We start from the raw sequence: 22,656 nt of genomic DNA, 5'->3' as shown, positions 1-22,656 counted from the left end.
GTGACTCCTCGGATGTTGAATGGGTATCTGAGATGCGCATTTAAGGGCGGTGCGGGAACCGGGCCGGGGTCCGGTGCGGCGGGGGTCAGTCCGGGGGCGGCGGGCCGCTGCCGAGGCCGATCAGCAGGGGGCCGGTGGGCGCGGCGGTCAGCTCCGCGACGGTGACCCGGTCCAGCGAGGCGTAGAAGGCGTCCTGGGCCTCGCGCAGTGCCCCGCGCAGCCGGCAGGCCGCCCGCAGCGGGCACGGGGTGGACCCTTCGCAGTCGACGACGTCGCCGGGCTCCTCCAGCTCGCGGACGAGGGTGCCGACCGGGGTGGACCGGCCCGCCTCGGTGAGGGCGAGCCCGCCCCCGCGACCCCGCCGCGCCTCGACCAGGCCGAGGTGCTGGAGGCGGGCCACGACCTTGGCGGCGTGCGAGTACGGCACCTGCATGGTCGCCGCCACCTCGCGGGTGGTCGGCGGGTCCTCGTGCTTCACGACGGCGAGGCGCATCAGTACACGCAGCGCCACGTCGGTGAATCTGGTCAGCCGCATGACGGCCAGGCTAGGTTAATTGGCATCCCAGATGCAAATTAAAGCTCGGCCGGGCCGTCGCACAACGCAGTGCCCACCCCAAAGGCCGATTAGTCGCACTCTTTTGTGTAATGGCGTACCCCGTCCTCGTGCTGGAAGTGTTCTTCCCGCAGGTCAGCCGATAGATCGAGAGGACGACAGATGTCCGTTGGTGAAGAGGTTCAGAACGTGCAGGTGCCGCCGCAGCAGAGTCTCGGCACGGCGGCCGCGCGGAACCTCGCGACGACCACCAAGTCCGCTCCGCAGATGCAGGAGATCACCTCACGGTGGCTGCTGAAGATGCTGCCGTGGGTCCAGGTGCAGGGCGGCACGTACCGGGTGAACCGCCGGCTGAGCTACTCGGTCGGGGACGGCCGTGTGACGTTCGTACAGACCGGGGACCGGGTCGCGGTCATCCCCGCCGAACTGGGCGAGCTCCCCGCCCTGAGGGACTTCGGGGACGAGGAGGTGCTCGCCGAGCTGGCCCGGAGGTGCGAGCAGCGCGAGATCCCCGCCGGGCAGCTCCTGGCCACGGAGGGCGAGGCCGCGGACCGGGTCTACCTGCTGGCGCACGGCAAGGTCGAGAAGGTCGGCACCGGCCCCTACGGGGACGAGACGGTGCTCGGCGTCCACGCGGACGGGGCCTACTTCGGGGACCACTCCCTCATCGAGGGCGACGCCGTCTGGGAGTACACGGCCCGTGCCGTCACCACGTGCACGGTGCTGACGCTCCAGCGGGCGGACGTGCTCAACCTCGCCGAACGGGCCGATTCGCTGCGCAGCCATCTCGCCGGGCTGCTGTCCCTCCCGCAGCAGCGCACCAACAAGTACGGCGAGGCGGAGATCGACCTCTCCGCGGGCCACGTCGGTGAAGCCGTCGTCCCGCACACGTTCGTGGACTACGACGCCGCGCCACGCGAGTACGAACTGAGCGTCGCCCAGACCGTCCTGAAGGTCCACAGCCGCGTCGCGGACCTCTACAACCAGCCGATGAACCAGACCGAGCAGCAGTTGCGGCTCACGGTCGAGGCGCTGCGCGAGCGCCAGGAGCACGAGCTCATCAACAACCGCGAGTTCGGCCTGCTCAACAACTGCGACTACGGCCAGCGGCTCCAGCCGCACGACGGGGTGCCGGGCCCCGACGACATGGACGAACTGCTCTCGCGCCGGCGCGGCTCCAAGCTCTTCCTCGCCCACCCGCGCGCCATCGCCGCCTTCGGCCGCGAGTGCAACAAGCGCGGACTGGTGCCGGAGAGCGTCGACGTCGGCGGCCACCACGTGCCGGCCTGGCGCGGCGTCCCGATCTTCCCCTGCAACAAGATCCCGGTCAGCGACGCCCGCACCACGTCGATCATCTGCATGAGGACCGGCGAGTCCGAGCAGGGCGTCATCGGCCTCCAGCAGACGGGCATCCCGGACGAGATCGAACCCAGTCTCTCGGTCCGCTTCATGGGCATCGACGAGCAGGCGATCATCTCCTACCTCGTGACGGCCTACTACTCCGCGGCGGTCCTCGTCCCGGACGCCCTCGGCGTCCTGGAGAACGTCGAGGTCAGCCGCTGGCGGTGAGCCACGGGGCCCGGACCCTCCGCGGTCCGGGCCCCCGGCCGCCCGCCATCACAGCAACCACCCACGTCCCCGGCCCCCGCCGCGACAGCGGCCGAGGCGGGACGGCAACGACAGGGGTGACCGATTGACCATGACCCGAACAGACGCCGCGACCGAGGGCAACGAGGCCGCGGCGCTGCTGGAGTACACCCGGACCCTCGTCGACCCGCCCCTGCGGGCGGCGGTCGCCTCCCTGCCCGGATCGATCCGGCGGGTCGCGATGTACCACTTCGGCTGGCAGAACGCGGACGGCAGCCCGGCTACGGGCGGCGCGGGCAAGGCGATCAGACCGGCGCTCGTCCTGGCGGCCACCCGCGCGCTGGGCGGCGACCCCGAGCAGGCCGTACGGGCCGCCGTCGCCGTGGAGCTCGTCCACAACTTCACCCTGCTGCACGACGACGTCATCGACGAGGACCAGACCCGCCGCCACCGGGCCACCGCCTGGACGGTGTTCGGTGTCCCGGACGCCGTCATCGCCGGCGACGCCATGCTGGCCCTCGCCCAGCGGCTGCTGGCCGAGGACGACAGAGCGGTGTCGGCGCGCGCCTCGGCCAGACTCTCGACGTGTGTCATCGAGCTGTGCGCGGGCCAGCAGGCCGACTGCGCCTTCGAGGAGCGCGACCCGGACCAGGTCTCGCTCGACGAGTGCCTGACCATGGCGACGGCGAAGACGGGCGCGCTGCTCGGCTGTGCCTGTGCGTTGGGCGCGCTCTACGCGGGCGCCGACGAGCGGGCCGTCGGGGCCATGGACGGCTTCGGCCGGGAGGCCGGCCTCGCCTTCCAGCTGATCGACGACCTGATCGGCATCTGGGGGGACCCGGCCCAGACCGGGAAGCCGGTCGGCGCGGATCTCAGCGCCCACAAGAAGTCGCTGCCCGTGGTGGCCGCGCTCACCGCGGGCGGCCCGGCCGCGGCGGAGCTCGCCGCCCTGTACCGGGGCGCGTTGAACACCCGCGCCGAGGTGATCCGGGCCTCGGAGGCCGTGGACAGGGCCGGCGGCCGGGACTGGGCGCAGAGCTGCGCGGCGGACCGGATGGCGCGCGCCGTGCACCACCTGTCCCGGGCGGTCCCGGACCTGTCGGCGGCGGGCGACCTGCTCGCGCTGGCGGAATTCGTCACGCGCCGGACGCACTGAGGAGGAGGGCGGCAGAAGGGACGCCGGACCAAACGGAGGGCGGCACGGACCGTGTCGGAGGCAGGGGCTACAGTCCCTGCTCATGACAGATGAGTCGTGGGCAGGGTGGTACCGGGACCGGCAGGGCTCCGATGCCGTCATCCTCACCACCGACGGGCAGCAACTCCGCCTCCGGGTCCGGGGGGTGGACTTCGAGGGCGGCAGCTTCGACGCCCTGCGTCCGGTGGCGGCCGGGTCGGCGGAGAGCGGGATGTTCGCGCTGACGGACGGCGCGCTGGGCGACTGCGTCCTGGAGTGGGACCTGCCGTTCCCCGTCATGGCGGAGGGGGTGGAGCGGCAGGCGACCCTCAGCTGTCTCCTGTCGCTGCGCAGGCCCGACCCGTATCTCTACCTGGAACTCCGTTTCGGCGGGGCGGCCTTCGGTTCGCAGCGGGCCGAGAACGACTTCGGGTCCGCGCTGGCCACGATCCAGCGGGAGCTGCCGCCCGGGGTCAGCCTCCGGACCTGCATAGCCTGCGCCTTCTCCGACTACTTCCCGGCCCCGGACCCGGCCGGCCGCGGTCTCTCCGGCGGGCTCGCCTGCTTCCGGGGCGCCAAGGAGGAGTACCGGGACACGGCCGGCGAGCGGGACGTGCTCGGGCTGTGGGAACGGCGGACCGGATTCGTCCAGGAGGTCTGGAGCTGCCGGGAGTTCGAGCCCCGGCCGACGGAGGGCGCCGGTACGGGCCACCGGGGAGCGTTCCCGCTGGAAACGGCCTGACCGGCCGCCGTGGAGCCCCCGCCACGAGCCGTCCGGTCGGCTGCCGTGGGGCCTTCCCGCCACGAGCCGTTCGACCAGTTGCCGCGTAGCCTCCCCACCACGAGCCGTCCGACCGGCCCGGGGAATCGGGGTCCGGCCCGGTGGGTGGCCGGATACCACCCCTGGCCGCTGCGCCACCGCGGCCCGCTCGCCCGCCCCTGACGCGGGACGCGACCGGCCCGCGGGAGTTCCCCGTTCCGGCCGATTCAGCCGAGAGCGTGGACCGTTTCCCTTCCCCACGCCCCAGGGCAGAGTCACTGTCATGAGGCTTCTGATGCTGGGTGGTACGCAGTTCGTCGGCCGGGCCGTCACCGAGGCGGCCCTCGCGCGCGGCTGGGACGTCACGGTCTTCCACCGGGGCCACCACGCACCCCCGCCCGGAGCCGCCGGACTGACCGGCGACCGCACCGCCGAAGGCGGCCTGGCCGCGCTCGCCGCCACCGAAGCCCCGGACGGCGAGGGCCACACCTGGGACCTCGTCGTCGACACCTGGAGCGGCGCGCCCTCCGCGGTGCGCGACGCGGCCCGGCTGCTGTCCGCGCGGGCCGCCCGCTACACCTACATATCCAGCCGTTCCGTCTACGACTATCCCGCACCGGCGGGCCTCGCCGAGGACGGCCCGGTGGTGGCGGGCGCCTCACCGGACGCCGGTGACGACCAGTCGTACGCACTGGCCAAACGCGGCGGCGAACTGGCCGTGCTGGACGCCTTCGGAGACCGTGCCCTCCTGGCCCGGGCCGGCCTGATCCTCGGCCCCTGGGAGAACATCGGCCGGCTGCCCTGGTGGCTGAACCGGATCGCGCGCGGCGGCCCGGTCCTCGCCCCCGGCACCCCGGACACCGCCCTCCAGTACATCGACGTGCGAGACCTCGCCGACTGGGTGCTCGACGCGGCGGAACGGGACCTGCACGGCCCGTACAACCTGGTCAGCCGGCCGGGGCACACCACCATGGGCGGGCTGCTCGACGCCTGTGTGCGCGCCACCGGCTCCGACGCCGAACTGCGCTGGACCCCGGCGGACAAGATCCTCGCCGCGGGCGTCGAACCGTGGACAGACCTGCCGGTGTGGCTGCCGCCGGGGGAGCTGTACGACACCCTGCACCAGGGCGACGTCGGCCTCGCGCACGCGGCGGGGCTGCGCTGCCGCCCGGCGGAGGAGACCGTCGCCGACACCTGGACCTGGCTGCGTGAGCTGGGCGGTACGGCTCCGCAGCGCCCCGACCGCCCCACCGTGGGCCTCCACCCGGAGACGGAGGCGAAGCTGCTGGCGGGCTGAGGAGCCGGACCGCTCCGACGGACCTCACCTGCCCGGGAGGCGCCCGCGCACAGCGCATTTCCCGGGCACATGCACCCGGCCGGCCGCCGGGCCCGGTCCGGCGGACGCGCCGACGCGGTGAGGCGTTATCCGCGGGGGCGGGATCCGTGTCCGTCGCGGCGTTAGCCTCGGGCCATGGCCGAACTGCTGCACCTCACCGAAGGCCCGCTCTGGGAGGCGGCCCGCGGGATCGGGACGTACGAGATGTCCACCCGTGGCCGCACCCTGCACGAAGAGGGCTTCATCCACTGCTCGCTGCCCCACCAGCTCCCCGGTGTGGCCGAGATGCTGTACGGCGCGGGAAGCCGGGCCGGAGCCGTCGACCAGGACCTCGTGGTGCTCGTCATCGACCCCGGCAGGCTCCCGGCCCCCGTTCGGTACGAGGCCGCCGCGCCCGGCGGAGAGGAGTTCCCGCACATCTACGGCCCGCTCCCGGTCGACGCCGTCGTCGAGGTACGCCCCTGGCCGCCCGAGGAGGGCACCCCCGCATGAGCCCCACCACCGACCCCGCCTCCGCGTCCGACACCGTCACCAGTGGTCCCCTCACCGCCGTCACCGGGGCGAGCGGCGCACTCGGCGGCCGGGTCGCCACCCGGCTGGCCCGGGCCGGCGTCCCCGTCCGGCTGCTCGGCCGCGACCCCTCCCGGCTGCCCGCCCTCCCCGGCGCCGACCTCGCGCCGCCCGCCTCCTACGGCGACGGCGAGGCCATGCGCCGGGCCCTCGCCGGGGCACACACCCTGTTCCTCGTCTCGGCGCACGAGAGCCCGGACCGGGTGCGCGAGCACACGACGGCGGTGGACGCGGCCGTCGCGGCGGGCGTCGAACGGATCGTCTACGTCTCCTTCCAGGGTGCCGCCCCCGACGCCACGTTCACGTTCGCCCGCGACCACTGGCACACCGAGGCGCACATCCGGACCGCCGACCTCCGGTACACCTTCCTGCGCGACAGCTGGTATCTCGCCGGGCTCCCGGCCATGACCGGCACCGACGGCGTGCTGCGCGGCCCCGCCGGAGACGGCCGGGTGGCGGCGGTGGCGCACGAGGACATCGCCGACGCCGCGACCGCCGTGCTGCTCGCGGACACCGGTGCGACCGGCCCCTCCCACGACGGGCGCACCTACGACCTCACCGGCCCCGAGGCGTTCACCCTCGCCGAGGCGGCCGAGGAGCTGAGCCGGGTCACCGGAAGGACCGTCACCTACGTGCCGGAGACCCGCGAGGAGGCGTACGCCTCACGGTCGCACTACGGAGCCGAGGACTGGGAGGTGGCCGGCTGGGTCACCTCGTACGAGGCCATCGCGGCCGGGGAGATGGCCACGGTCTCGGACGCCGTGCCGGCCCTGACCGGCCGCCCCGCCACGGATCTGGCCGGCTATCTGCGCGAACACCCCGAGAGCTACCGCCACCTCCTCCGGACGGACTGACCACCCGTGCGTACGGAGACTCCCCGGACCCCCTGCTGACGCCGCACTTCCAGGAGGTCCTCGGGCACTCCACTCCCGCCGTTCAGGCGCTCAGAGGGTCAGCCAGCCGCGCAACGCCGCCTGTACGCCGGCCTGGAAGCGGGTCTCCGCCTTCAGTTCCTGCATCAGGCGGCTGATGCGCCGGCGGACCGTGTGGACGTGGATCTCCAGGCGGCGGGCTATCGCCTCGTCCTTCAGGCCCGAGGAGAGCATCGTCAGCAGCTCCCGGTCCTCGTCCGTGACCTGGTCGTCGGCGACCGAACCGATGGGCACGGCACGTTCCCAGACGGCCTCGAAGAGCGGGACGAGGGCGTTGCTCAGCAGGGCGTCGCTGACCACCAGGGCCGTGGCCGTGGGGTCGGCGGCGTCGGTCGGCGGCAGCAGGGTCATCCGCCGGTCGACCGTGATCAGCTTCGTGGGCAGGTCCATGCCGAGCCGGATCTGCACGCCCTGCGCGGCCAGCTCGTTCAGCCCGCGCGCCCGGCCCTGGAAGCTCAGGCCCTCCCGGTCGACGACGGCCCGCACCCGCACCCCGCGCCGTACCGGCTCGGCCATGTTGAGCGGGGCGGGCATGCCGTCCGGCTCGCTCGCGGCGTACGGGGGCCGGTCGAGCAGCGCCACCTCCTCGGTCGCCGACACCACCAGCGAGGTGACGCGCTCGGCGATCTCCGCACGGCCGCGCAGCGTCTCGATGCCGATGGTGCCGGCCGCGTGCGAGGTGGAGACGAGCTGCGCGGCGATCCGGTCGACCGAGCCGGTCAGCTCCTCCAGTTCGGCCTCGCGGCGCAGCAGCTCCGCCTGGCGCAGATGGATCAGGTTGCGCAGCGCGGTCGCGGGGGCGTCGGGGACCGGCAGCCCGGAGCTCCGGGCGGGCCGGGTGAAGCCGTGCCGGTCGAGGGATTCGAGGGCGCCGCGGAGCTGCCGGGGGGAGAGACCGAGGCGCTGGGCGAGAACTGCCCGGGTGCAGTCGGCGGGGGTGTCCAACAGGGCCTCGTACACCCGGAGTTCATCTGCTCCGAGGCCGAGGGCCTGCCATTGCGCGTCCAGATCAGCCCATGTCACGAGGCGATTTTCGCCGTTTCGCGTAGCCCACACAAGTGTGCACGTACAGAAGTCTGCAGGTGGAACGCATTGTTCACACAGTGCTGGCGGGTCTTCCATGTCGGCATCCGATATTCGTTCACGCATTCGTGGCATCCGGAGGAGCACCGTGCGGACTTCAGCACGCAGACGAGCAGTTGGTTCACAGGGCCGCCGTACCGGCGTCGTTGTCGGACAGGGCATAGCCGCGCTGCTGGCCACGGCGGGCCTGATGGCCACCGCCATGCCGGCAGCGCACGCCGACACCACGGCGGCCGCCCCCGCCGCGTCCGCCACCACGCCGGGCGGCGAGACCGACACCCCCTCGCTCGTCACCGGTCTGCATGAGGAGGTCGCCGCCTCCGGCAGCGCGGCCGACGCCGCCCGCGGCCACCTCAAGGCCAAGAAGGGCCGCTACCACATCGCCGACACCTCGGCCAAGGACCTGACCGCCGTCGGGACCACCACCGAGAAGGGCGGCAAGGAGACGGTCCGCCTCCAGCAGAAGTACAAGGGCGTCGAGGTCCTCGGCGGCCAGTACCTGGTCCGGATGACCAAGAAGGACGGCAAGCGCGCCGTCACCGGCACCTCGGGCAACTACTTCACCAAGCTGAAGCTCGACTCGGTCACCCCGAAGGTCTCCGAGAAGACCGCGATCGAGCGCGCCGTCGGCGCCGTCACCACCCAGTTCGGCGGCGGCCTCCTGCGCGCCCCGGCCAAGGGCGAGAAGCAGGCCGAGGCGGAGTTCACCGGCACGGCCGGCGACGTCACGATCCTCCCGCAGGGCACCGGCGTGCTGACCCGGCACATCACCGTCACGGGTGTCAACCCGGCCGACGGCTCGCCGGTCCAGCAGGAGGTGTACATCGACGCGCACTCCGGCTTCCCGGTCATGCAGTACAGCGGCATCAAGACCTTCGGTGCCACGGGCACGGGCGCCGGCGCGACGGAAGGCGTCGCGGCCCCCGCCGACGCCTCCACCGCGGCCGGCGACCAGCTCGTCGTCAAGGGCAGCGGCGTCCGCTACAACGGCCAGAAGGTCGACATCAATCTGTACAAGGACACCAAGGGTCTCCTGCAGATGATCGACTACAGCAAGCGGGACGCGGACGACTCCCCGTACGCGGGCCCCATGATCGCCACGTACGACGCCCGCGGCCGTGAGGCGGGCAGCGCCTCCGGTGTCTGGCCCGTCGGCATCAAGTACTTCCAGCCCGCCACCCCGGAGCTCGGCGAGGAGTACACCAACTCCGGCGCCGTGGACGCCCACTGGGCGGCCGGCAAGGTCTACGACTACTACAAGAACCACTTCGGCCGTGAGGGTCTCGACGGCAAGAACGGCTACATCTACTCCCTGGTCGGTGTCGTCCAGCGGGGCCAGCCGTACAACAACGCCTTCTGGGACGGCCAGAAGATGGTGTACGGCCAGGGCGGCGGCGACTTCCGCACCTTCTCCGCCGACACCGACGTCGTCGGCCACGAGATGACCCACGGCGTCGTCGAGCACACCGCGAACCTGGTCTACGTGGGCCAGTCCGGTGCCATGAACGAGGCCATCGCCGACTACTTCGGCAACGCCATCGACCTGGAGGCCAACGGCCAGTCGATGGACGACCCGAACGCCGGTCTCCTCGGCGAGGACCTGTGCACCACCGCGGGCCCCCGCGAGTGCGCCCTGCGCGACCTGAACGACGGCGCCACCACGTCGAAGAACTTCATCGGCGTCACCTACAGCGGTGACAACGGCGGCGTCCACCTCAACTCGACGATCTTCTCCGGCGCGCTGTGGGACCTGCGCGAGGACCTCGGCGCCGAGCTCGCCGACCAGATCGTCTACCGCGCCCTGTCCGCGTACATGACCCCCCTCGACGGCTTCACCGAGGGCCGCGCCGCGGTCATCGCCGCCGCGCAGGAGCTGGGCCTCTCCAAGGCCAAGCTGGCGATCGTCAAGCGGTCCTTCGACGCGCACGGCATCGTCCCCGGCTGGGAGAAGGCTCTCGGCGTCGACACCGACACGCTCGTCTCCAAGGTCAACATCGCCAGCACCGGCGTGGGCGCGGGCGGCGGCAAGTACGCCGTCTCCCGCTCCAACGAGGACGGCAGCGAGCCGTACTCGGTGTGGCTGGGCAACACCTCCGGCAAGGGCCAGCCGCAGCTGGTGAGCGCCAACAACGGCGACTACAACGTCTACGCCAACACCGACGGCAAGACGGTGGTGTGGGCCGACTACAGCAGCACGGGCATCAAGATCATGGCGCGCCCCGTCGCGGGCGGCCTCGCCAAGATGGTCGACGGCATCGGCAGCGACGTCAACGGCCTCGTGGTGGACGGTGACTGGGTCGCGTACACCGCCCTCAACCCGCAGTACGGCGTCACGAACGTCCGGTACGCCAACATGAAGACCGGCGAGACCGGCCTGGTCGACGGCGGCCGTCCGTACAACATCTCGGGCCTGGCCTCCATCAAGGACGGCAAGATCGCCTACGCCAAGGTGGCCCCCGACGCGAACGGCAACATGAAGGTCGGCGTCGAGGTCTTCGACACGGCGACCCACACCAAGACGACGATGCCCGCCTCGGACGACGCCATGGGCATCGGCCAGACCGCGATCACCGACGACGGTGTCTTCTGGATCGAGGACGACGACGCCACCGACACCGGCAAGGCCGCGGTGCGCCGCGCGAACCTCGACGGCTCCAACCCGGTCACCGTCACCCCGGAGGCGGGCGAAGGCTCCCTCTACGCCTACTCGCTGACGGCCTCGGACGACGCGGTCAGCATCTCGACCGTCCCGCCGGCCACCACGTGGGCCAACGACACGATGATGAAGCTGTACCAGATCGCCCCCGACGGCAAGGGCGGCGCGCAGCGCGTCTCCTGCAACCGCGGCGAGCAGACGTTCGGCGCGGCCGACGAGGGCCAGCGCGTCCTGTGGCTGGACGGCACCACCGGCTACACCAACCTGGTCAAGCGCGACCGCCCCGCGGGCAACTGCTGACCTGACCCCGTAACACCGCTGCGGCCGGGCCCTTCGGGGTCCGGCCGCTCGTGTTTCCGTGTTTCCCCGAACATCGAAGGGGTACGACCGCCGAGCGGTCGTACCCCTTCGGCACAGGGCCAGGAGAGCGCGGGCACGTAAGCAGAACTCCGCGAAGACCCAGGGCATACCCAAAACAGGGCACACCGCAATGAAAACCCAACTCCCGCTATTGTCAATGCTGTTGATGTACACTCAAGCGTTCTCGCGGGGGATTTCCGCCAATGCGGCCTTCAATCAATTCACCCCGTGATGCACACGCATGCCCACGATTCCAGGCGAGAGGTACAGCTATGAGTAAGTTCGGCACCCGTAATACTTGGAAGCGGATCGGTATGGTTGCTTCCATCGCGACCCTCCCGTTGGCCCTCGCAGGCCCCGCTTGGGCTGTCGTGAAGTACTCGTACATACAGGGTGGAGTCGCCGGCTTCACCTCGCATTATGTGACCGATGACGGAGGTACCGGCCCGAACAAGGTGGACTTCACCGGATGCCATACGGACTCGGGCTCGACTAGAAGTGTGACTGTTCAGCTGCGACGTGCTGTCGTCGGACCCGACACCGGATTCGACGAAAAGACCTACACGGCATGCTTCAACGGCGGAACATCCTCCGGCGAGTGGGGTGCCGGAAGCGAGGGCCACGACTACTACTTCCGCATTACCGAGGTCGGTGGAAGTTCGGTAGTCGGCCCGTCGATCAGCGTCGATCAGACCCGTATGTCGTTCTAAGGGCTGTCCCGCCAGGAATTGTGGGACATCCCTTAGACGACGCTGGATTCTGAATACCTGGGTGGAGACCTGAAACGCAGGTCTCCACCTGCCTCTTGTTGAAACAGACAGAGGTGCCCCCGCGCTGAAATGCCAAGGTGTCACATGCCCATTTCGATGTCCGAGTGTTCCTTCTCCTATCGGCGTAGACGCCCGGTGCTGCGTGATCTCAGCTATACGCTGCCGCCCGGGCGGACCGTGCTCCTGGGGCCGAACGGAGCAGGAAAGAGCACCCTGTTGGGCTTGTGCGCATCTGCGCTGCGCCCCGATTCCGGTTCCGTCACCTATGGCGACCTGAGCACCGGCCGGCGTCGCGCGCTGCCCGCGTTCCGTAGGCGTGTGGCATGGATGCCTCAGCAGGTGGAGCAGGTGCCGGGGCTCACGGCCCGGGATCAGGTCGCGTATTCCGGTTGGCTCAAGGGGATGGACCGGCGCGAGGCGTGGCGTGAAGCCCTCCAGGCCCTGGAACGCGTGGAGTTGGCCGATCGGGCGGATGACAAGGTCCAGGAACTCTCCGGGGGACAGCAGCGGCGCGTCGCAGTGGCCCAGGCGCTCGTGCATGACGCGGAGGTCCTTCTCCTTGATGAGCCGACAGCGGGCATGGATCCCCGCCAGCGGCAGGTCTTCCACCAGATTCTCGCCGATCTGTCGAAGGAGGTGCACATCGTTCTCTCCACCCATGACACCTCGGACATCGCCAACTCGTACGACTCGGTCGTGGTTCTGTTGGGTGGTCAGGTGCGCTTCTCGGGAACGGTGGTGGACTTCCTTTCCCACGCGAGCGCGACGGCGGCATCCGACGAGCAGCGGGCCACCTCCGCGTATCGGGCATTCACCGAGATCGATGGGGCGATCTCGTGGTGAACCGATTCCCCTTCGCTCGGCACTCGGCTGTCATCGGGCTCGGAGCCCCGACGGTGGCTCTTACCCTTTACTTCACCGCCTACCAGCCCAGGCCGTTGACCGGTGAGGATTCCATCGTCGTGGTGTCGGTGGCCCTGAGGATCGCCGCGCTGGGAATGGCCTTGGTCGCCGCCTGGGACGCAGGGAGGCTTCGCCAGGCCCGGATCACAGCCGCCCCGTCCAGCCGCCACCTGCTGCGCATATTTGTCGATGCGCTGGCCCCCACCCTGGCCCTGGTGATCATCAGCTGGGTGGCGTCCTTCCTGTTGGTGATCACCTATCTGGGAGGCCCCGTACCAGGGCTCCACGACACCGTCCCCGTGGTCCGGAGTCTTGCGGTCCCCTTCAGCGCAGTAGCAGTCGGCTTCCTCCTCGGGCTCTCCCTTCCGCCCGTCATCGCCCGCCCCCTTGCGGTGGTGATCACGGCGCTGTGGGTCTTCGTCGCCTATACGCTGGGTATCCCATGGCTGCGGGCGATATCCGGATTCGACATGAGCATTCCGACCTATACGGATGTCGTGGACCGCGCCTACCTCATGGCACCGGTGATCCTGGCTCTCGGGCTGCTGCTCGGTCTTGTCGCGCTCAGCCTGCTCTCACGTCCGGCGCTGCGCGCCGCCGCCGTGACCTGCTGCGTCCTCGCGGGCTTCGGGGCGTCGTATCCCCTGGTGAGTGGCGCCCCGCGCTACGCCGACCCCACCGTTCCCCGCACTTGGGCAACGACGTGTGAGCGAACCGCCCCGGTGATCTGTGTGCCCGGTGAGTTCGCCGACGACATCCCCGCACTGCACCGCTCCGCTCAACGCGCGCTGCCCCGCCTGCGAGAGGTCGGGTTCACCCCACCCCGGAAGCTGGCCTTCGTCTCGGAGGATCTACCGCTGGCACGCGACACCTGGCGAACCTACCTCCAGAAGCCGGTGACCCCCCACCGCAGCCGGGCCGTCTACGTCAGCGCCTTGGTTCCGTCAGGGCTCCACCACTGCCCGGACCTTCCCGATGACTACGTCTATCCGGGGCGCGGAGCCGCTTTCGCCTGGGTCGGCCTGACGGTCGGGATGTCGGAGGAAGAGGCCACCCGCAGTTACGGGCCCAGCGGTGTGTACCGGGCGCGCTGGGTGCGCAGCCTCCCCAAGGGGAAGCAGTACGCCTGGTACAAGCAGCAGTTGGGTTACCTCGAGTCCTGTGACGAGCAGGTCCACGAGAAGGCCCGGGCGGGGGCCAAGGCCGAGAGCGAGCGGGGCCGAGCGCTGGGCCCGCAGTTGGAGGATCCGGCGGACATGGCACCGGGGGTGGCTCGTTGACCCTCTGGGCGCGCGCACGAAGAATCTGGCTGCTGCCCGCGGCCCTGTTCGCCTGGACGCTCCTCCTCGTGCTCGTGCGCGACGACGTGGCGAAGGTTCCCCAGATCGCCGCTCAGGGCACCTTCTCGGTCAAGCTGATGAACTTCGTCCCGCTCATCCTGTGCATCCCCACGACGTACTGCATGAGCCGGCGCCTCGTCGCCACCGAAACCACGGCGGCGCGAGCGGTCGCCGTCGTCGACCGGCTGGCTCTCCTGCTTCTGGGGGTGAGCGCGGCGGGGCTGGGGTTTGCACTCGGGGAGTTCCTGGACATGCCGACAGCGGTGGCGGGCGGACGGAACACCGTCATGGTGCTGGGCCTCGCTCTCCTCGTACACAGCTGGTACGGGCCGATCGCCGGTGGCGCGGCGGCGACCATGTTCGTGATGGTCAGCATCGTCACCGGCCTGGCGGGAGACCAGAGGCCGTACCCGTGGGCGGTTCTCCTGATGGAGTCCACCAGCGTCGTGGCGGCAGTCGTGGCGGCGGTCGGTTTCGCTGCCGGTCTGATCACGATGTCGTGCCGCCGGCAGATACCGGGTTGACATGCCCCTTGGGCTGAAGCCCCGAGGAGTACCTGCACGGCTCGTTCGGCGCAGGTTCCTTCGGGGAACCACGCGCACCCGTGACCGGCGAAAACAAGACCGCACCCGGTCCGTCATGGACGCCACTCTCGGCGGCCGGCGGACCGGGTGCGGTCAGGTAGGCGATATGACCGGCGGAAGCGCAGGTCAGAATGCCCGACCAGGGATCAGGCCTTCTTGGTCTCCTAGTAATGGGCCGGGTCGGTGACCTGCAGGGATCTTCCCTGTGGGTCGCTGACCTGGCCTTTTGCTGATGGCTGGCGATGGGGTACGACGGTCCTGATTGGATGTCCTGCGGACTGTGTGCGGACTGTTTGACGCAAGTCGCCGCCCGTTGGAGGAGACCATCCTCCAAGTGTTGGCTGGAGAGTCTCTACGTGCAGTGACCCGGCCGCAGCCGGCGGTTGCCCGTCAGAGCAGTGCTTCTTTCACCGAGGCTCGACTTCGCTCGCCCATTCGCTCAGACCGGTCAGCATGGACAGAGCTGATGTGAAGAAAGTCTTGACGGCTGCTGGGCCCCGCAAGTCGCCGAAGACCTTTGTAAGTGTTTTCTCGTAGTCACTGCTCTTGCGGTGAGCCGTCGCCTTCGAACGGATCTCCTGGAGATTCCGCAAGAACTGCGTGTCCCGCTCGGCGTGCGGATAACCTTTCTGCTCCATCCAGCGCTTGAGCTTCGCGATGCCCTTTTCGTTATCAACGCGGTCCGGCAGGCGCTTCTGGATCTCCCGTTCATTGAGAGCGTCAACGAAGAGTTGCGTCATGATTCGAATGCTGGACTCGAATTCCGCCTGCGAATTATTCAACGGGAGGCGCAGCCGCTGTAGAAGTCCTGCATCAGCTTCCTCGGGCTTCCGGAAGAGCTCCCACCCGACGGCTTCCTCCCATGTGCGTCTGAACGTCACGTAGTTGGAGCGAACGAGCAGATCCTCGGAGGTCGGTTCGGCAGGCTGTCCCAGAAATGCTCGGCGAATCAGAGTCTCGCTAGGAGGCCCGTCTTCTGTAATGTTGAAACTCCGCCAGTAGTCTCGTTCCTGCCGAGGTAGATCGCGCCCAAGGTCTCCAAGGAAGACAACGATGTAATCCTGAGCGCTGTTATCCAGTCGCAGTCCCCATAGTGATGCGCAACTCAGATATCCGTCCGATACATTGTAGAGCTCGGGATTTTCGTAGTACTTATGTAGTACTTCCCGCCGGAAGTAGACTGGGGTGAGGTAGTGCGGAGCTTCGGGGTTTGCTCCGAAATAGTTGCTGAGAGAGTCGGGGTTGCAACTGTGCCGGATCTCATCCCCATCGGAGTCGGTTGCGATGATGAAATCAGGGAAGTGGGAGTCCTCCTCCTCGAATGGCCAGATCCCACTCTTCTCAATCGGTGGCGGTGGAACTACTCGGGTGCCGAGAAGGCGAGTGAACTTCCCAGTCCCAGCTCGATCTCCGGGGTAAAGAGAGATGCGGGCAGTTTCTGTGGTCAGGTCGAGAGCTTCAGGGAGTTCGTCACTCTTCTCGCCCATGCAAACAGAGTCGAGATAGAGGACAAGGTCAAGTCCTTGGGCTGCCTGGAATTGGCGTAGAAGTTTTGTGCGGACTTCGATCTTGGCCCCGGTCACCTTGACGGCGGCCGATGAAGTTCCGTCATCCAGGGGCTGCATGAACTGTGAACTGAGCTCATCCCAGTAGAGATTGTGGTATAGCCGAAAGTGTTCAGTCAGCTCTCGGGTTGACGGGACTGTGCCATGGTATTCGCGGCATAGAACCAGTGGCTCGATATCGTCGTCGATGCTGCTTCGGAAGTAGCTGGTTACGATTTCACCGTTCTCTCGATGCTGTGAGAAGCCGGGGCGAAAATCGCTCATGCTTACATCCCAGGTCGGGGACGTGAGGATTCTTGTGCGCATCGCGATCGGCGCGAAAGCGCAAAAGATTCCACCATTGCCTCCCCGCTCGCGCCAATCTTCGTACACGGTTGTCCACGAGCCCTGCTCCATGGAGGTGAAGTGCTCAAGCATCTCTTCTTGCCGCAAGTCCATTAACGCATATTAGGTGTGCCCGCAGGTTGCGGCAATAGGCTTACCTGGTGTCCGTTCTTTCGGTCTAGGGTCGCGATCTTGGTGTCGAGATCCGTTGGACCTGAATGGAGAGGGCGCCGAGGGCTTCCTTCTCGGGCCCGTAGATGGAGCGGACCTCTATTGCCAGCCGTCGAGGGAGACTTCCGGGCCGCCCGCGAGGTATCGGTGGAGGGCGCTTGAGGTGGTGTCCACGAAGTCCTCGGGGATGGAGTCGGCGTTGATCCAACGGACCTGGGAGTGCTTGTGAGGTTCGCGGTTTTCGGGTTCGCCGGTCCATTCGTGGGTTGCGAAGACGACCGTGAGGAAGCCATTGGGGGACTCAACGCCCCAGGCTCCGTGAATGATGTGCGCGACCTTGAGGGACTCGGGCTTCACCGTGAGGCCGGTCTCCTCGTAGAGCTCGCGGACCGCGGTTCCGGTGATGGGCTCGCCCGGTTCGCTCTTGCCGACGGGCAGGTCCCACATCCCCTGAGCGAACTTCGCGTTCTCGCTGCGCTGGAGGAGGACGACGCGGCTGGTGGCCTTGTCGTGGACGATGACGGCCGCGACGAGCAGCGTCATCGATTCGAGCGCCGGCTTGAGGGCTTGGGGGCGGTTGTCGGTCTGCTGGGCCACGGTGTTCCCTTCGGCGGGCGGGTTGTTGGGCATGTTAAGCGAGGGCCTCGCGGGCGCGGCGGGCGAGATCGGCGGCTCCAGGAACGCGGCGGCGCTGGTAGATCGCGAGCGTGGACCGGATCGAGGTGATCGCCTTCCGGGCGCGGTCGGAGGTCATGCCTTCCATGAGGACCAGGGCCTGGGTCCAGGCAGCGACTGCTTCGTCGGCACGGGCCTGGGCGGCGAGGCTGTCGCCGAGGTCGGCGTGAGTGAGGGCGTGGACGCGCTTGTACTTCTCCGGGTCCCAGCGGGTGAGTGCGTCGCGGTGCTGCTGTTCCGTACCGATGTGGTCGGCGAGGTCGGTCAGGGTGCGTGCGGTGTGGCTGGCCACGGTGCCGGCGGCGGGGCCGCTGACGCGGGAGAAGCTGGGCTGGGGACCGTCCTCGCGCAGGAGGGCGTCTTCGGCGGCGAGGAGAGCACGAGCGGCCAATGGGTTCTCGCCGACGGCTGCATAGGCGCGGGCGTGCGTGATGTGGAGGAGCGCTTCCGTCTGGCCGTCCACGTGGCCGAGGCCGCGGGAGAGGGCGCCTTTGACGAGGTCCACGCAGTGGTGGGGTTGCTTGAGGCTGAGGGACTGGTGGGCGAGGGCGCGCATCATCCATGCGGCGTGGCCGTGGGGGTCGGCTTCGCAGGCGAGCTGGTACCCGACCTGGTAGTAGCGCTGGGCAGCGCCTTCGTGGCCGAGGTCGTGGTGCTTCCACCCTGCGAGATAGGCGAGTTCGGCGACGGCGCCGAAGGCGGCCTGGCGTAAGGGTTCCGAGGGGAAGCGTCCACGGAGCATAGGTGCGGCTGTGTCGGCAAGGTACGCGGTGACCGTGGTCAGGCCATGGCCGCCGCCGAGCCTCTCGTCGGCGGCGCTGAAAGCTGCCGTGATCTGCCGTACGACGTCGATGTCGTCGCTGCCGACGAGGGAGCGTGCGGTGCGGGCACGAAGCATCCGCGAGGTGGCTTCGTGGTCGTGCAGGAGCGGCATGGCCACGCCGGCCGTGGTGAACGCGGCGATGGCGAGGAAGCGGCGGCGCTCGACGTCCGCGCGGCCGAGGTCGGTGACCGCGGTGACGGGGTCGGTTTCCGGTGGCGACTCCGTGTCGGGTGAGTGCAGGCCCAGCTCGGTTCGGGTGACGACCCGGCCCAACCGCCGGGAGAGGGCTTCGGCGAGGTACTGGCCTGCCTGGCCGGACGGCGTGCGGGCACCGCCCACCCAGTGAGAGATGGCCGACTTGTTGGTCTGGAGCAGTTCACCATTCTCGGCGGCGATGCGGCGTACGTCCTTGGCGAGCGCGTCGTACGTGCACCCGGCGGCGTTGATCGTGTCGCGCAGGCGAGAGTTGGCGCTGGTCGGTGCCGGCACGATCGCCTCCGCTCCGGATCCGTAAACCGCGTATACCGCTTGACCTCGGTCACACCGTACCCACTCTGCGTAGCGAGCGGTTCACTTATCGACAGCCGCCCCACTCACGGCATCGCGGGCCGGGCGGCCCCCAAGTTCCGTACGCCCCACCGGGCTCGGGCATTCCTGTGCCCCGGCCCGGACGATCAGAGACGGAGACACGGTGACCACCATCGACACCGCGACCATCACGGTCGAGCTGCCCGACGCCTTCGACCCGCGCTGGAACCGCCTGCCCGGCATCCAGGTGGACGGCCGGCGCATCACCATCAACCCGGCCGAGTACTTCTTCCGCTTCGAGTCCAGCACCTGGCTCGTCGCCGACTGGGACTTGGTGAAGGCCCAGCTCCTCGACGTGGACGAGACGACCGAGAGCGCGGTCGAGCAGCTCGCGCTCGGCTTCATCAAGAACCACGGCGAGTCCACCTCCGACGCGGCCCGCGTGCTGGCGACGGCGTACGGGGTGTACTCGTACCTCTTCCGCGAGGAGCACCTGGCCGGCCTCGGCCTCCCGCAGATCACCGCCGACCACCTGCGGATGCTGCGCGAGGCGGCCACGCTGATGGCGCTCAACAAGGTTGAGCTGGACGGGCACATCTCCAACGTCGGCCCGTGCTGGTTCTTCCCCGCGGCCACGTCCGTCGTCTTCGACCTGGACGACGCGACGGGCGGAATGCTGGACGAGATCTACCACGGCGGCTGGTTCAACGAGCACCGCCGCATCGAGTCCATCAAGGCCCACTCCGCGCTCGGCGGCCGGCTCGTGCACGGCTGCCAGTCCGTGCCGGACCAGTCCGGCGGCGTCGTCGCGCCCTACGGTGCCTCGATGACCAACTTCCGTGACGACCTGGCCGAGTTCAAGGCGGGCTGGATCGAGCAGGTCTACGCCCACCGCGTGCCCGCAGCCGAGTAACCCCACCCCAGTACGGCTCCGGGGCGGGCCAGCTCGCGCGCCCGCCCCGGAGCCCACCAGTCCCCTGGAGACCTCCATGGATCAGAGCCTGTCCGCCACCCTGCTGAACGACCTGTGCACTCTCGTCGGCAAGCCTCTCCCCGAACGTACCGAGATTCGCGTCTGGTGCATGTCCGGCGTCGAACGCGTCACCTTCCCCGACGGCACCACGGCCGTTTTCAAGTACGCCAAGGAGCCCTTCGACCGCGAGGCCCAGGCCCTGCGGATGGCATACCAGCGCGGGCTCCCGGTCCCCGCGCTCCACGCCACCGCGATGCAGGACAAGTGGCTCGGGATGCTCATGGACGACCTCGGCACTCCCGTACGGGACGCCGACGACCTCGACGGCGTCGCCGCCGCCGTGACGCTCCATGCCGCCCGCCCGGCCAGCGGTCTGCCCCTCCTCGACGGTGCCAGCCTCGCAGCCCTGCCCGGCCGAGCCCTCGATCACCTCCAGCGGCTGCGGAAAGCCGACCGATGGACGGACTGCGACGACATCGAGACCGCGCTGAGGAAGATCTCCGCCGCGGCCGAGACCCGCGTCCAGGGGGCAACGCTCGACCCGTTCGGCTGGGTCCACTCCGAGTTCCACCCCACGAGCGTCCACATCGGGGAGAACGGCTGGCACCTCCTCGACTTCGCCCGCGCCTTCACCGGACCCGGCCTGATCGACCTCGCCTCGTACCACGGCACCACCGACGTGCCGAGCCCCTTCCGAATGCGGGTGCTCCTGGAGCAGTACGTCACCGCAGGCGGTCATGAAGACGCCCTCGCCGCCCGGGGCGGCCTGACCGCCGAGGCATGGGCACTGGGCTGGCACCGCATGTGGGCCGTGGAGTGGTTCATGGAGCAGGCCATCCGCTGGATCGACGACCCGGCCAAGGACCCCGCGTACATCCCCGTCGTCCGCCGCCACCTCAACGACGTGGTCCAACTCCTGGAGGTTTAGGTGCTCGCCCAGGCCTCCCCCTGGTACGCCCACGCAGCCCAGCGCACAGCCGCCGCCCCCGCGCACGCCCTCACCGCGCCGGCCCGGATGGAATGGAGCACCCACGCGGGCATCGGTCCCGGCGCCGAGATCCTGGGCCGGGACCTGTGCGGCAAACGCGTCCTGGAGCTGGGCTGCGGCCCCGGCCACAACGTGGCCCACCTCGCAAAGCACCACCAGGCCCGCGTCACCGGCGTGGACCTGGTCGGCCTCCAGGTACGCCGCGCCCGCTCCCACTACGGCCACATCGACGGCGCCACCTTCGCCGCCGGCCACGCACTGCACCACCTGCAAGCCCCCGGACGGACCTTCGACGCGATCTACTCCGTCTTCGGCGCCGTCGGCCTCGTCGCCCCCGAGCTCCTCCTCACCGCCATTTCCCGACGCCTGAAACCGAGCGGTGTCCTGGCCTTCTCCGTCCCTCACCCGGCACGGGCCGGAAGACATCCATCCACGGACGACCGTCCGCGCGAGGACTACGTCACCATGCCCGACCGCACCCGACTGCCCCTCGCCCGATGGGAGTTCGACGCCCGCCGCTGGGGGTCCCACCTCTCCCGGGCGGGCCTGCGCATCACCTCGACGCTGGAGCTGCGGCACCCGCGCCGAGACCCGTGGCCCACCACCCTCCTGATCACCGCCCGCAAACGCTGACCGACGGAGGCAACGATGCCCTTGCCCTACCTGCTCCTGGACATCGACGGCGTCCTCATCCCGTTCCCAGCCGCCGACGGCAGCACCCCGCCCACCCACGTCCGCCACACCGTCCTGCCCACCGGCCGGCACCCCGACGACCCCGTGCCCATCTGGCTCGACCCGCGCCACGGCGGCCTTCTCACCGACCTCCTGACCAGCGGGCTCGTCACTCCCGTGTGGTGCACGAGTTGGCGCAGGGACGCCACCACGATCATCGGCCCTCTCCTGGGACTACCCGACTTCCCATATCTCGACCTGCCTCGTCCCCAGATCACCACCAGCCACCCCGACGGCTACCTCTGGAAACGCGACCACGTCGACACCTGGCTGGCAGACGCCCCCGCCGTCTGGATCGACGACGACTTCACCAGCCTCGACCACGACTGGGCGGCGGAGCGCACCTCCAGGGGAGCGCCGACCCTCCTCGTTCAGCCCGACCCACACCTCGGGCTGCAACCCGAGCATCTGACCGAGGTGACGAAGTGGGTCGCACAGTTGCCCGCAGCCCGCGCCGTCTGACGACTAATTCCTTTGCTGTCGCGAGCAGCGAGGGCATCAGGGTGCCCGTCGAGCTGCCGCACATGGTGACCCACGATCTGCGGCACTTCTACGCCTCCGCGCTCATCGCAGGCGGGGCGAGCGTCAAGCAGGTCCAGATGGTCCTCGGCCACGCGTCCGCCGTCATCACGCTGCGGATCTACGCGCACCTGTGGCCGGGAGAAGAAGACCGCACCCGGTCCGTGATGGACGCCGTGCTCGGCGGCCTGCGGACCGGGTGCGGACCGGTAGGGAGTCCGACCAGCGAAACCGCAGGTCAGACGGCCTAACTAGAGATCAAGCCTTCTTGGTCTCCCAGAAGATCTTGTCGATCTCCGCGATCAGGTCCAGCGCCTTCTGGCCGGTGGCCGGGTCGGTCGAGCCCTTGGCGGCCGAGAGGGCCTTCAGGGCGTCGTTGACCAGCTGGTGCAGCTGCGGGTACTTCTCGAAGTGCGGGGCCTTGAAGTAGTCGCTCCACAGCACCGAGACGTGGTGCTTGGCGAGCTCGGCGCGCTGCTCCTTGATGACCACGGCGCGGGCCCGGAAGTGCGGGTCCTCGTTGGCCTGGAACTTCTCCTGGACGGCCTTGACGGACTCCGCCTCGATGCGGGCCTGGGCCGGGTCGTACACGCCGCAGGGCAGGTCGCAGTGGGCGCTGACCTTCACCTTGGGGGCAAACAGGCGGGAAAGCATTGAGCTGTCCTTCCTCGTGATCGTCTTCTCAGGTGGGACATTACTCCGTGGGGAGCCTCTTTTCGCGAGTGCCCCCGGGGGCTTGGGCCAAAAGTC

General features: G+C 69.3%; 21 protein-coding genes and 1 pseudogene. 16 read left to right on the top strand and 6 right to left on the bottom strand.

Features of this window, described 5'->3' with window-relative positions:
* Positions 1-85: 85 nt before the first annotated feature.
* On the bottom strand, positions 86-535 hold the full coding sequence (locus ABZ564_RS20230; protein ID WP_360858035.1) for an Rrf2 family transcriptional regulator: 450 nt from the start codon (positions 533-535) through the stop codon (positions 86-88).
* 180 nt (positions 536-715) lie between these two features.
* Here ABZ564_RS20230 and ABZ564_RS20225 point away from each other — a divergent pair, with 180 nt between their 5' ends.
* The 6 genes from ABZ564_RS20225 to ABZ564_RS20200 all read left to right on the top strand — a co-directional run bounded on the left by ABZ564_RS20225 (position 716) and on the right by ABZ564_RS20200 (position 6,834).
* Complete coding sequence (locus ABZ564_RS20225; RefSeq protein ID WP_360858032.1) at positions 716-2,122, top strand: family 2B encapsulin nanocompartment shell protein; 1,407 nt, start codon at positions 716-718, stop codon at positions 2,120-2,122.
* 130 nt (positions 2,123-2,252) lie between these two features.
* Complete coding sequence (locus tag ABZ564_RS20220; RefSeq protein WP_360858029.1) at positions 2,253-3,296, top strand: family 2 encapsulin nanocompartment cargo protein polyprenyl transferase; 1,044 nt, start codon at positions 2,253-2,255, stop codon at positions 3,294-3,296.
* An 82-nt stretch (positions 3,297-3,378) separates the two neighbouring features.
* A complete protein-coding gene (locus ABZ564_RS20215) occupies positions 3,379-4,056 on the top strand; it encodes a DUF6304 family protein (protein ID WP_360858026.1) in 678 nt (225 codons plus the stop codon).
* A gap of 313 nt (positions 4,057-4,369) precedes the next feature.
* Positions 4,370-5,371, top strand: a complete 1,002-nt coding sequence (locus ABZ564_RS20210; protein ID WP_360858084.1) for an NAD-dependent epimerase/dehydratase family protein — start codon at positions 4,370-4,372, stop codon at positions 5,369-5,371.
* 174 nt (positions 5,372-5,545) lie between these two features.
* Complete coding sequence (locus tag ABZ564_RS20205) at positions 5,546-5,902, top strand: DUF952 domain-containing protein (protein WP_360858023.1); 357 nt, start codon at positions 5,546-5,548, stop codon at positions 5,900-5,902.
* Positions 5,899-6,834, top strand: a complete 936-nt coding sequence (locus ABZ564_RS20200) for an SDR family oxidoreductase (protein ID WP_360858020.1) — start codon at positions 5,899-5,901, stop codon at positions 6,832-6,834. The genes ABZ564_RS20205 and ABZ564_RS20200 overlap by 4 nt, the downstream gene beginning before the upstream one ends.
* A gap of 90 nt (positions 6,835-6,924) precedes the next feature.
* Here ABZ564_RS20200 and ABZ564_RS20195 read toward each other — a convergent pair whose 3' ends face one another.
* The gene (locus ABZ564_RS20195) at positions 6,925-7,935 is read right to left on the bottom strand and encodes a helix-turn-helix transcriptional regulator (protein ID WP_360858017.1); all 1,011 of its coding nucleotides are present in this window, start codon (positions 7,933-7,935) and stop codon (positions 6,925-6,927) included.
* A gap of 148 nt (positions 7,936-8,083) precedes the next feature.
* Between ABZ564_RS20195 and ABZ564_RS20190 the strand changes: the two genes are divergently transcribed.
* From ABZ564_RS20190 to ABZ564_RS20170, 5 genes are all read left to right on the top strand, one after another.
* Positions 8,084-10,951 (top strand): M4 family metallopeptidase, encoded by a 2,868-nt coding sequence (locus ABZ564_RS20190; protein ID WP_360858015.1) that lies wholly within the window; start codon positions 8,084-8,086, stop codon positions 10,949-10,951.
* A 332-nt stretch (positions 10,952-11,283) separates the two neighbouring features.
* Positions 11,284-11,721, top strand: a complete 438-nt coding sequence (locus tag ABZ564_RS20185) for a hypothetical protein (protein ID WP_360858012.1) — start codon at positions 11,284-11,286, stop codon at positions 11,719-11,721.
* 144 nt (positions 11,722-11,865) lie between these two features.
* Positions 11,866-12,624, top strand: coding sequence for an ATP-binding cassette domain-containing protein (locus tag ABZ564_RS20180; RefSeq protein ID WP_360858009.1), 759 nt, complete (start codon positions 11,866-11,868; stop codon positions 12,622-12,624).
* Between the two features lie 53 nt (positions 12,625-12,677).
* A complete protein-coding gene (locus ABZ564_RS20175; protein WP_360858006.1) occupies positions 12,678-13,964 on the top strand; it encodes a hypothetical protein in 1,287 nt (428 codons plus the stop codon).
* Entirely contained in the window at positions 13,961-14,548 is a 588-nt protein-coding gene (locus ABZ564_RS20170; protein ID WP_360858003.1) for a hypothetical protein, read from the top strand. The genes ABZ564_RS20175 and ABZ564_RS20170 overlap by 4 nt, the downstream gene beginning before the upstream one ends.
* 467 nt (positions 14,549-15,015) lie before the next feature.
* On the opposite strand, the gene ABZ564_RS20165 is transcribed toward ABZ564_RS20170, so the two are convergent.
* From ABZ564_RS20165 to ABZ564_RS20155, 3 genes are all read right to left on the bottom strand, one after another.
* A complete protein-coding gene (locus tag ABZ564_RS20165; protein ID WP_360858000.1) occupies positions 15,016-16,611 on the bottom strand; it encodes a hypothetical protein in 1,596 nt (531 codons plus the stop codon).
* Between the two features lie 156 nt (positions 16,612-16,767).
* The gene (locus ABZ564_RS20160) at positions 16,768-17,298 is read right to left on the bottom strand and encodes an NUDIX domain-containing protein (RefSeq protein WP_360857997.1); all 531 of its coding nucleotides are present in this window, start codon (positions 17,296-17,298) and stop codon (positions 16,768-16,770) included.
* 1 nt (position 17,299) lies between these two features.
* On the bottom strand, positions 17,300-18,655 hold the full coding sequence (locus tag ABZ564_RS20155) for a tetratricopeptide repeat protein (protein ID WP_360857994.1): 1,356 nt from the start codon (positions 18,653-18,655) through the stop codon (positions 17,300-17,302).
* 202 nt (positions 18,656-18,857) lie between these two features.
* Here ABZ564_RS20155 and ABZ564_RS20150 point away from each other — a divergent pair, with 202 nt between their 5' ends.
* From ABZ564_RS20150 to ABZ564_RS20130, 5 genes and pseudogenes are all read left to right on the top strand, one after another.
* Positions 18,858-19,607 (top strand): hypothetical protein, encoded by a 750-nt coding sequence (locus ABZ564_RS20150; protein ID WP_360857991.1) that lies wholly within the window; start codon positions 18,858-18,860, stop codon positions 19,605-19,607.
* 76 nt (positions 19,608-19,683) lie between these two features.
* On the top strand, positions 19,684-20,595 hold the full coding sequence (locus ABZ564_RS20145; RefSeq protein ID WP_360857988.1) for an aminoglycoside phosphotransferase family protein: 912 nt from the start codon (positions 19,684-19,686) through the stop codon (positions 20,593-20,595).
* The gene (locus tag ABZ564_RS20140) at positions 20,596-21,288 is read left to right on the top strand and encodes a class I SAM-dependent methyltransferase (RefSeq protein ID WP_360857985.1); all 693 of its coding nucleotides are present in this window, start codon (positions 20,596-20,598) and stop codon (positions 21,286-21,288) included. It abuts the gene before it with no gap.
* A gap of 15 nt (positions 21,289-21,303) precedes the next feature.
* The gene (locus ABZ564_RS20135; protein WP_360857982.1) at positions 21,304-21,849 is read left to right on the top strand and encodes an HAD domain-containing protein; all 546 of its coding nucleotides are present in this window, start codon (positions 21,304-21,306) and stop codon (positions 21,847-21,849) included.
* Positions 21,850-21,893: 44 nt separating this feature from the next.
* Positions 21,894-22,157, top strand: a pseudogene (locus tag ABZ564_RS20130) (tyrosine-type recombinase/integrase); the annotation flags it as partial.
* 7 nt (positions 22,158-22,164) lie between these two features.
* Here ABZ564_RS20130 and sodN read toward each other — a convergent pair.
* Positions 22,165-22,560, bottom strand: coding sequence for a superoxide dismutase, Ni (gene sodN, locus ABZ564_RS20125; RefSeq protein ID WP_360857979.1), 396 nt, complete (start codon positions 22,558-22,560; stop codon positions 22,165-22,167).
* Positions 22,561-22,656 lie beyond the last annotated feature (96 nt).

The organism is Streptomyces sp. NPDC019224, from assembly GCF_040632605.1.
In the GTDB taxonomy this organism is placed as follows: domain Bacteria; phylum Actinomycetota; class Actinomycetes; order Streptomycetales; family Streptomycetaceae; genus Streptomyces.
This window is presented reverse-complemented; position numbering and strand designations above follow the sequence as displayed.

Bases quoted from the DNA above. Each gene is read 5' to 3' on its own strand.
- ABZ564_RS20230 (WP_360858035.1), bottom strand. From the start codon at position 535: ATGCGGCTGACCAGATTCACCGACGTGGCGCTGCGTGTACTGATGCGC.
- ABZ564_RS20225 (WP_360858032.1), top strand. From the start codon at position 716: ATGTCCGTTGGTGAAGAGGTTCAGAACGTGCAGGTGCCGCCGCAGCAG.
- ABZ564_RS20220 (WP_360858029.1), top strand. From the start codon at position 2,253: ATGACCCGAACAGACGCCGCGACCGAGGGCAACGAGGCCGCGGCGCTG.
- ABZ564_RS20215 (WP_360858026.1), top strand. From the start codon at position 3,379: ATGACAGATGAGTCGTGGGCAGGGTGGTACCGGGACCGGCAGGGCTCC.
- ABZ564_RS20210 (WP_360858084.1), top strand. From the start codon at position 4,370: ATGCTGGGTGGTACGCAGTTCGTCGGCCGGGCCGTCACCGAGGCGGCC.
- ABZ564_RS20205 (WP_360858023.1), top strand. From the start codon at position 5,546: ATGGCCGAACTGCTGCACCTCACCGAAGGCCCGCTCTGGGAGGCGGCC.
- ABZ564_RS20200 (WP_360858020.1), top strand. From the start codon at position 5,899: ATGAGCCCCACCACCGACCCCGCCTCCGCGTCCGACACCGTCACCAGT.
- ABZ564_RS20185 (WP_360858012.1), top strand. From the start codon at position 11,284: ATGAGTAAGTTCGGCACCCGTAATACTTGGAAGCGGATCGGTATGGTT.
- ABZ564_RS20180 (WP_360858009.1), top strand. From the start codon at position 11,866: ATGCCCATTTCGATGTCCGAGTGTTCCTTCTCCTATCGGCGTAGACGC.
- ABZ564_RS20165 (WP_360858000.1), bottom strand. From the start codon at position 16,611: ATGGACTTGCGGCAAGAAGAGATGCTTGAGCACTTCACCTCCATGGAG.
- ABZ564_RS20160 (WP_360857997.1), bottom strand. From the start codon at position 17,298: ATGCCCAACAACCCGCCCGCCGAAGGGAACACCGTGGCCCAGCAGACC.
- ABZ564_RS20145 (WP_360857988.1), top strand. From the start codon at position 19,684: ATGGATCAGAGCCTGTCCGCCACCCTGCTGAACGACCTGTGCACTCTC.
- ABZ564_RS20135 (WP_360857982.1), top strand. From the start codon at position 21,304: ATGCCCTTGCCCTACCTGCTCCTGGACATCGACGGCGTCCTCATCCCG.
- sodN (WP_360857979.1), bottom strand. From the start codon at position 22,560: ATGCTTTCCCGCCTGTTTGCCCCCAAGGTGAAGGTCAGCGCCCACTGC.